The organism is Hydrogenimonas thermophila (assembly GCF_900115615.1).
In the GTDB taxonomy this organism is placed as follows: Bacteria; Campylobacterota; Campylobacteria; order Campylobacterales; family Hydrogenimonadaceae; genus Hydrogenimonas; species Hydrogenimonas thermophila.
In genome coordinates this window covers 1-8,817 of the sequence record NZ_FOXB01000063.1, presented here as the reverse complement: position 1 = coordinate 8,817, position 8,817 = coordinate 1, and the positions used below count along the sequence as shown (strand labels likewise).

The following is an 8,817-nucleotide window of genomic DNA, read 5'->3' as shown; positions in this document are numbered from 1 at the left end:
TGTCTCTAATTCATCTTTATCTACTATCTCAAAAAAATCATATAATCTTGATCTCCCAGGTATTCGTATAAACTCTACTCCTAGTAATTTTTTTATCTCCTTCCTTTTAGCGTTTGCTTTCATCCATTTATATACCTCTATTGGATTCTTTGCTCCCATTAATATAGCTATTATCGATAAAAACATTATTACCGGCAAACTATACTGTCTCCCCTGTGGTCTTGCCTGTTCTGATATATGCTCTTTTAAAATTTTCAATAATTCTGGCTCCATTTTTTCTCCCGATATAAATATACTTTTTTGGCTTTATAGCAAAAAGTATTCCTTAGTATCGGAATGGGCTATCTTTTTTATCACAAACAATCCTATAAACTAAAAAAGTATCTTTTAAAGAAAATTCCAGTAGTAGAGCAGTATAGCGTAGATGAGTTTTTTGGTGATTTAAAGGGCTGGTGTGAAGAAAAAGATGTCTTAAACTTCATAGAAGAGCTTCAATGTGACATTAAAGAAAAATTTGGATTGCCTATCTCCATAGGAGCAGCTCCATCTAAATGGATAGCAAAGATGGCTACAAGTGAAGCTAAACCAAATGGATGCAAAGTAATTTTTAAAAAAGATATAGATAACTTTATTGATCCAAAACCGATAGACTCTTTTCCAGGAATCGGTAAAGGATTTGCAAAACGGCTAAAAGAGTACAAAATAGAGACTCTAGGAGATCTTAAACAAGCTAAACATCTGCTTTACAGATGGAAAAAACCTGGTATTCAACTATATCACAGAGTTAATGGAGATGATAAAGAGCCGATACAACCTAATATAGATAGAAGGTCTATAGGAATCTCCAGAACCATTGATCCGGTATTTGACAGAGATGAGATAAGAAGACGGCTTACTATCCTATGTCGCCATTTAGCCCATCTAATTCTAAAGATAGATGCTCAGCCTAAAACCATTTTTCTAAGCATAAAGTACCAGTTTGGTCAAAAAGCAAAAAGAAATACTACAATAACTTTTAATTTCAGTGAATGGAGTTTAAGACGGCATATATTGGAGCTTTTTAATGAAATAGATATCTACAAATCTTTAAGTATCATTCGACTAAGCATTAACTGTAGCAATTTTGAGAATAAACCAACAACCAGAGGATCAATCTTTGAATATGAACAAGAGTTAAAAGAGAAGAGACTTTTTAAACATTGCGCTAAAATAAGGCAAAAATATGGGGTTGATATGATCAAAACGGCTGTTGAGATTAAGCATTAATTATGTAACTCATTAATACAATAGGTTTTATAAATAAAGAAGGTAAAAAGCATAAAAGGAACCTTTTTAATGAAAAAAATAGTGCTATTTCTTCTGCTTTCATTAGCCACAATAAATATTATTGCTAAAGAGATTACAGTTGCTACAGCTGCTAATGTACAGTATGCTATGGAAGAGCTAAAAAAGGCTTTTAAAAGCTCAACTGGTATTACAGTTCGTACTGTTGTAGCATCATCTGGGAAACTTGCTGCTCAAATAAAAAGCGGTGCACCATTTGATCTCTTTTTATCTGCAAATATGAAGTATCCAAAATATTTACGACAACATGGATTTGCTGTTAATGATCCAAAGATTTATGCGTATGGTTCTTTGGTACTTTGGACTCTTAAGCCAATAGAGTTAGATAAAGGCATAAAATCTTTACTAAATCCAAAAATAGAGAGAATTGCCATACCAAACCCCAAAAATGCACCTTACGGCACTCAAGCTGTAATTGCTATGAAAAATGCTGGAATTTACAAAAAAATAAAATCGAAACTAATCTATGCTGAAAGTGTATCTCAAACAAACCAATATATTGTCTCCAAAGCTGTAGATGCTGGATTAACTGCAAAATCGGTTGTACTTTCGCCAAAAATGAGTGGCAAAGGAGAGTTTGTTAATATCAACCCTACTCTATATTCACCTATAGAACAAGGGGTTGTAATACTAAAACACGGTCAACAAAAAAAGCCAAAAGAGACTAAAGCATTTTATGAATTTCTTTTTAGCCCTCAAGGAAAGCAAATCTTCAAAAAGTTTGGATACATAGTAAAAAAATGAATCGTCTAAAAGGTACAATAATTGCCATCCAACACTCAGGTGAACTCTCTCAAGTTGATATAGCTTGTAGTGATACAATGGTAACTGCATATATACTAGGCAACCCAGAGACATCTAATCTAAAAATTGGCAATGTAGTCTCTTTGCTTTTCAAAGAGAGTGAAGTAGCACTTGCAAAAGATTTTAGAGGTAGCATAAGTCTTCGCAACAGATTTGAAGGAGTCATAGAAAAAATAGTTTACGGAGAGCTTCTTGTGGAAGTTACTATTCTTTTTAAAGAAGATAAAATTGTATCTATAATCAGTCGCCGAGCCTGTGAAGCTATGAAGCTAAAAGAAGGAGAGAGCGTTACTGCTTTAGTCAAAGCAAATGAGATGACTCTAATGGAAGAAAAATGAGTGAAAACTTCTGGCTAACAATGGTACTGACTTTTAAACTTGCTGTTGTTACAACTGTTATTCTTCTTTTCATAGGTATTCCACTAGCCTACTTTCTTTCAACAACAAAATCAAGGTTTAAACCAGTCATTGAAACTATTGTAAGTATGCCTTTGGTACTGCCGCCTACTGTTCTTGGCTTTTATCTACTTGTAGCATTTAGCCCTGAAAACGCTTTTGGACGATTTTGGCAAGAGACTCTTGGCTTTCGTCTTACATTTACATTTGAAGGCTTGGTACTAGGCTCTGTACTCTTTAGCCTGCCTTTTATGGTTCACCCCATACAGTCTGGTTTACAAAATCTTCCAAAAACACTTACCGAAGCCGCACAGATGCTTGGTAAATCAAAACTCACTATATTGTTTAAAGTACTACTTCCAAATATTAAGCCATCTCTTTTAACCGGTACTGTAATAACATTTGCCCATACAGTTGGAGAGTTTGGCGTAGTCTTGATGATAGGAGGCAATATTCCTGGAGTTACTAGAGTTGCTTCCATTGCTATTTATGATGAAGTAGAAGCACTAAATTATGATATTGCAAATCAATATGCACTGATTCTATTTGCTATTACTTTTACAATTTTACTGGTAGTCTATCTTGTAAATAGAAAATTTTTACAAAAGATGTAACAATGATAGAAGTTTCTATAAAAAAAGAGCTACTCTCCGTAGATGGTAAACTAGAACTCTCCATTGATATGAATTTTGAAGATGGTGAATTTGTTGCACTTTTTGGAGAGTCAGGTGCAGGAAAAACTACAATCCTTAGAATGATTGCAGGACTTGAAGTTCCAGATTCAGGTCGTATTGTAGTAAAAAACCAAGTTTGGTTTGACAGCCAAAAAAATATTAATCTTCACCCCTCAAAACGTAAAATAGGCTTTGTGTTTCAAGACTATGCACTTTTTCCCAATATGACTGTAAAAGAGAATCTCACATTTGCTTTGCAAAAAGGCGATGATGCTGAAATTATAGATGAGCTTATAGAGACAGTTGGCTTAAAAGAGCTTATAAACCGATACCCTTCTCAATTATCTGGAGGTCAGCAACAAAGAGTTGCAATGACAAGAGCACTGGTTCGCCGACCAAATATTCTGCTACTAGATGAGCCTCTTTCTGCACTTGATCATACTATGCGTCATAAACTTCAAGATGAACTAGCCAAAATCCATAAGCAGTTTAACCTTACAACAATACTTGTAAGCCACGATCCAAGTGAAATATTTCGCCTTTGCAATAGGGTTTACCAGTTAGAAAGTGGAGTAGTAAAAAAAGAGGGTTCACCTTCTGAAATTTTTGTAAAAGAGAAGATAAGCGGCAGTTTTAAATTTGTAGGAGAAGTTCTTGCAATTGAAAGTTGTAAGCCTGTATACCTACTCACTGTTGCAGTAGGTACACAGATAGTAAAGATTATGGCAACTGAGAGTGAACGAGAAGAATTGCATATAGGCAGTCGTATCCAAATCGTTTCAAAAGCATTTCACCCTATGATTTTTAAAATTGACTCTACTTGATTTAAGTTTTAATTTGCTCAAGCTTACTTGTCAATCTTTCTGTTAAAGAGTTTAAATGTTTAGCTGCACTTGCAATCTCCTCTACACTTCTTGCATTTTGTGATGAAATTGTATTTATCTCATTAATTACATCAACTATTTCATTAATACTTTTACCTGCATACTCAAAATTATTTACCGTTTTATGACTAATTTCTGTTGCACTATTTACAATACTTGTTGTTAAATTTATTTTTTCCTCAACTTTTGAAGAGAGTGAAACTAAACTTTCCATCTCTTTTGAATTTTCTGTCATTTGCTCACTTGCTGAATTTATTGCTTGAATAATTACACTGACTGTAGCATTAATCTCTGTTAAACTTTTTTGTGTCCTTTCTGCAAGTTGTCTTACCTCATCCGCAACCACTGCAAAACCTCTACCATACTCTCCTGCTCTTGCTGCTTCTATAGCTGCATTCAATGCTAAAAGATTTGTTTGATCAGCAATATCAGATATTACTTCTAAAACAACTTTAATTTGTTCAGTATCATTAGAAAGCGAATTTATTTTATCAGCCAACTCTAACTCTAAACTTGCATTGCTTTGAACATTTTGTGAGAGTTGCACTATCTCATCTCTCGCCTCTTTTAACATTAAACTTGCTTTTTCAACCTCTTTATTGCTAACCTTTGCATCCTCTATAGATCCTTGAATCTCTTTAATTACATTATTGGCTTTATCTGTAGTCTCATTAACAATACCAACAGACTTTTCAACATTTTTACCAACTTGAAGAGAGGTAGTTGATAATTCATGAGATATAGAAGAGTTTTCTACAGAACTACTCTTAGCTTCACTTACAATCTCTCTTAATGAATCTATAAGTGCATTAAAACTAGAAGCGATATTAGATATTTCAACTGGTGCATCTGTATCTGCTTTTAATGATAAGTCTTTATCATTAGATATCTTTAACATTGAGTTTTGAAGTTTTCTAATTGGCTTAGTAACACCTTGGTTAACTATAAATGTAACTATTAGAACAAGTACAATAGATACTAAAATAGAAACAATAACAATCTTTAATAAATTATTGTTTATATGCTCTTCACTCTCTTTTTCCATTTGCATAATTTGCGATTCAATATCATCAACATAAGCACCTGTACCTATTATCCAGCCCCAAGGTTTAAATAGTTTAACATTTGATATTTTCTTGGAAGTTTTCCCAGTTGACGGATTATAGAATGTATATTGTATTATTTCACTTCCAGAAGAAGATTTTTTAATGGCATCTACAGCCAGTGCTACAAACGGTACTTTCTTACTATTTTTAAAGTTTTTACCTATTAAATCTTTCTTTATAGGGTGCAAAACCATATTGTAGTTCAAATCATTTATCCAAAAGTAACCATTTTTTCCATATCTGATTTTCTCAATTGCTTTTAATGCCTCTTTTTGCATTTTTTCTGTTATATCATCTACATATGCTCCCGTACCTATAATCCAATTAAAAGGTTTAAAAACTCTAACGATAGAAGATTTAAAAACATTTCTCTTTGATTTTGGATAGTAAAATGTATACTCAATATAAGCTACATCTTTACCAGTTTTTTTAAGTTTATTTACTCCTAATTCTACAAATGGTACATTTGGGGTATTTTTAAAATACTTTCCTGTTAAACTCTTCTTTATTGGATGCATAATCATTTTGTAATTGAAATCATTTATCCAAAAGTATCCACTTTTACCATATCTTGTCGATGCTATTGTATTTAAAATAAGGTTTTTTAATTCATCTTTGCTTAATTTATCTTTATATAATTCATACTGCTTGTTAATAATACTAAATAAGAAATCTGATTGCTGTGTTATATAAGATTTGACCTCTTCTTTTATTTTATCTTTGCTTGTCCTCTCATAATAGGACTCCAAAATACTAAAAGCTATACTAGTATAATTACGTAATTCATCTTTTTTTGCATTATATGTATCTTGTTTATATACTTGAATATTCTTTTCAGACATACTCTTAATAGATAATGAACTAACAATGATTAAAATAATAGATGTTAGCATTACTGCAGCAAGAACTATCAACTGCAACCTCATTTTTATAGATAATTTTTGTGTCATTACAACCTCCAGATGTTTTAATATACTAACTGTATAAAGACTTATATCTATATTAATGAATAATTTATTCAATTTTTTTGATAAGCATAGATATAAAAAATCCATACTAAATTGGTAGATAAAATTATACTTTTAATTAATAAAGAATAAGTTAAATCATATTTTATTTATATAAAGAAGATGTTTTGTTTAAAAATATTTCTCATCTACTATAAAATATTGCAATATAATTGAAAATAGGATACAAGAAGCAATTTAAAGCTTCTGTATCCTATGATTGTTATTGTAGAATCTATAAAAGTAGGTTGTAATTGTAGATAAAATTTTACTAGTTTTATTTACACTTTTTAAGAATATTATTGTAAAAATAGTTTGTAGCCTCTACAAATCCCTCAACACTTCCGCAATCAAAGCGTTTACCTTTAAATTTGTATGCTAAAACCATACCTCTTTTTGCCTGGGTTAAAAGTGCATCAGTTATTTGTACTTCACCATTTTTTCCTGGCTTGGTATTTTCAATAATCTCAAATATATCAGCAGTCAAGATATAACGACCAATAATTGCCAAATTTGAAGGAGCTTTATCGTTATCAGGTTTTTCAACCATATCTTCAACCATATATACACCATCTTCTATTTCACGACCAGAGATAATGCCGTACTTATGCACCTCTTCATCAGGTACTTCCATAATAGCTACAATACTGCATCTAAATTTATTATGAATATTGATCATTTGGCGAAGAACGCCCTCTCCATCAGGATTTATACAAAGGTCATCAGCAAGAACAACAGCAAAAGGATCACTCTCTCCTACCAATACACGACCTTTAAGGATGGCATCACCCAATCCCTTCATCTCATTTTGACGTGTATATGTAAATGTACACTCATCTATAAGTTTACGAATATCGTTAAGCATTGCCTCTTTAGAGGTTCCTTTTATCTGATGCTCCAACTCATAACTGATATCAAAATGATCTGTAATTGCACGTTTTCCTCGACCTGTAATTATTGCCATAACATCACAACCAGCATCGTATGCTTCTTCTACACCATACTGAATAAGCGGTTTATTTAAAATTGGAAGCATCTCTTTAGGCATTGCCTTGGTTGCTGGTAAAAAGCGTGTTCCATATCCTGCAGCCGGGAATAGACATTTTTTTATCATTAAAACCCCTTGTAATATACCTCATACATTTTATGACTGATATTGTACCTAATCAATGCTTTTTAAAACAATCTTTTTTCCAAAAGGAATATTGCTATCTTTAGACAATACCCATATTATTTCAGACAATGGCTCATTTTCAGGAAATGTCCCTTCTGCATCTGTAAAATAGATAAGCAGTGAAGTATCAGGTAATTCATTTTCAATATAATCAAAAACCGGTCTAAAATCTGTTCCACCTCCACCTTTTAATGTAAAGTCTAATATTTCACCAGATACATATCTATATACTCCTTGAATTTTAGCATCACAAATCAACAAATCAACCTCTGTATCTGGAAAACTCATCATTAAAGCTTCAAGTTCACTCATAAAAAGACCGAGTAACTCTTCATTTACTGAACCACTAGAGTCTATTGCTACAGTTACTGTCAAACTATCGCTATATGTAGATGGCAGATAAACACCATTTGCAATCATCTTCTTATTTGGCTTAGAAAATGTATAGTCTGTTTTAAGATGACGATTAACAGCTTGATAAAGTTCACTTCTCCAATCAACAGAAGTATCTGAAGTAATTTCAAAAAGACGCTCAATTCCATCTGGCTTATGTCCTTGCTCTTGTGCTTTTTCAAGAGCTTCTTTCATAGCACGCGCCCAATCCTCTTCTAATTGAGGATCTAGTTCTTGTGGAGGCAGAGGCAAATTGTCATCTCGTCTATTTTTATTATCTTGTGGAGGCTGCTGCTCTTTCATACGGTTTTTGTTTTGCTCATTAAAGCCCTCTTCATTACTCTCATCATCATTATAATCTTCATTTTTTATCTCATCTTTTAAATGGGCATAAATAGCTTCAGCATACATTCCTTCAAAACGTTCATCATAGTGTACACGAGCAGGCAGTTTAAAACCATTCTCTTTTAGCATATTATTTATTGCATAATCAGTAGCCAACTGCCATAGCCATCCCTGACGAGAAAGTTTTCTATTTTCATGTGCCAAGACATGGTGCATTACACTGTTAGCAAGTGCGAACTCAATAGTTTCTATTCCTTCTTCTAAAAAATAGTCAGGATTATACTGAAGTGTTTTTCCATCACTTAAAAAAGCTTCAACTTCATCACTCGCTTCAGTTTTTAAACGACTTGCCAGTAGTCCAAAATAGGGATGCTTAACCATTAATCTGGTTTTAGCTTTTGTAATTTTTTTCTCTAAACTGTTCACAATTCCTCTTGTTAGCAAGTAGATTTAATAATTTAGTATCTAGTAGTAATATACAAAAGATTATATGGAAAAAAGGATAAAAAAAGAGATATTTAGTACTAAAAGATAATTGATTAAAGAAGATAAAAGATTTATTAGGAGGTAAAAATATAAATAAGAAGAAACCTCCGCCCGGCACCGACCTACCTTCCCACTCCCGAAGGGAGCAGTATTATCAGCGCAGAGGGGCTTGACTTCCGGGTTCGGGATGGGACCGGGTATGACC

9 protein-coding genes and 1 rRNA gene are annotated in these 8,817 nt (G+C 32.7%); 5 read left to right on the top strand and 5 right to left on the bottom strand.

All coding sequences use genetic code 11. The features are described 5' to 3' along the window. On the bottom strand, positions 1-273 hold a 273-nt coding region (locus BM227_RS12090; protein ID WP_143089747.1), incomplete at its 3' end, for a transposase family protein. 63 nt (positions 274-336) lie between these two features. On the opposite strand from BM227_RS12090, the gene BM227_RS12085 reads away from it, so the two are divergent. From BM227_RS12085 to BM227_RS12065, 5 genes are all read left to right on the top strand, one after another. Next, positions 337-1,266 carry a Y-family DNA polymerase gene (locus BM227_RS12085; RefSeq protein WP_092914206.1) on the top strand — a complete coding sequence of 310 codons (930 nt, stop codon included), beginning with the start codon at positions 337-339 and terminating at the stop codon, positions 1,264-1,266. A 69-nt stretch (positions 1,267-1,335) separates the two neighbouring features. Further along, entirely contained in the window at positions 1,336-2,088 is a 753-nt protein-coding gene (gene modA / locus BM227_RS12080; RefSeq protein WP_092914205.1) for a molybdate ABC transporter substrate-binding protein, read from the top strand. After that, positions 2,085-2,486, top strand: coding sequence for a TOBE domain-containing protein (locus BM227_RS12075; RefSeq protein WP_092914203.1), 402 nt, complete (start codon positions 2,085-2,087; stop codon positions 2,484-2,486). Before modA ends, BM227_RS12075 begins: the two co-directional genes overlap by 4 nt. Then, positions 2,483-3,157, top strand: coding sequence for a molybdate ABC transporter permease subunit (modB, locus tag BM227_RS12070; protein ID WP_092914202.1), 675 nt, complete (start codon positions 2,483-2,485; stop codon positions 3,155-3,157). Before BM227_RS12075 ends, modB begins: the two co-directional genes overlap by 4 nt. Positions 3,158-3,159: 2 nt before the next feature. Beyond that, positions 3,160-4,041 (top strand): sulfate/molybdate ABC transporter ATP-binding protein, encoded by an 882-nt coding sequence (locus BM227_RS12065; protein WP_092914200.1) that lies wholly within the window; start codon positions 3,160-3,162, stop codon positions 4,039-4,041. Position 4,042: 1 nt separating this feature from the next. Here BM227_RS12065 and BM227_RS12060 read toward each other — a convergent pair whose 3' ends face one another. The 4 genes from BM227_RS12060 to rrf form a co-directional block, all read right to left on the bottom strand. Continuing rightward, on the bottom strand, positions 4,043-6,157 hold the full coding sequence (locus tag BM227_RS12060; protein WP_092914199.1) for a methyl-accepting chemotaxis protein: 2,115 nt from the start codon (positions 6,155-6,157) through the stop codon (positions 4,043-4,045). A 334-nt stretch (positions 6,158-6,491) separates the two neighbouring features. Beyond that, entirely contained in the window at positions 6,492-7,328 is an 837-nt protein-coding gene (gene galU / locus BM227_RS12055; RefSeq protein WP_092914197.1) for a UTP--glucose-1-phosphate uridylyltransferase GalU, read from the bottom strand. A 48-nt stretch (positions 7,329-7,376) separates the two neighbouring features. Continuing rightward, entirely contained in the window at positions 7,377-8,552 is a 1,176-nt protein-coding gene (locus BM227_RS12050; protein ID WP_092914195.1) for a vWA domain-containing protein, read from the bottom strand. A 169-nt stretch (positions 8,553-8,721) separates the two neighbouring features. Beyond that, positions 8,722-8,817, bottom strand: a 5S ribosomal RNA gene (gene rrf, locus BM227_RS12045); the annotation flags it as partial.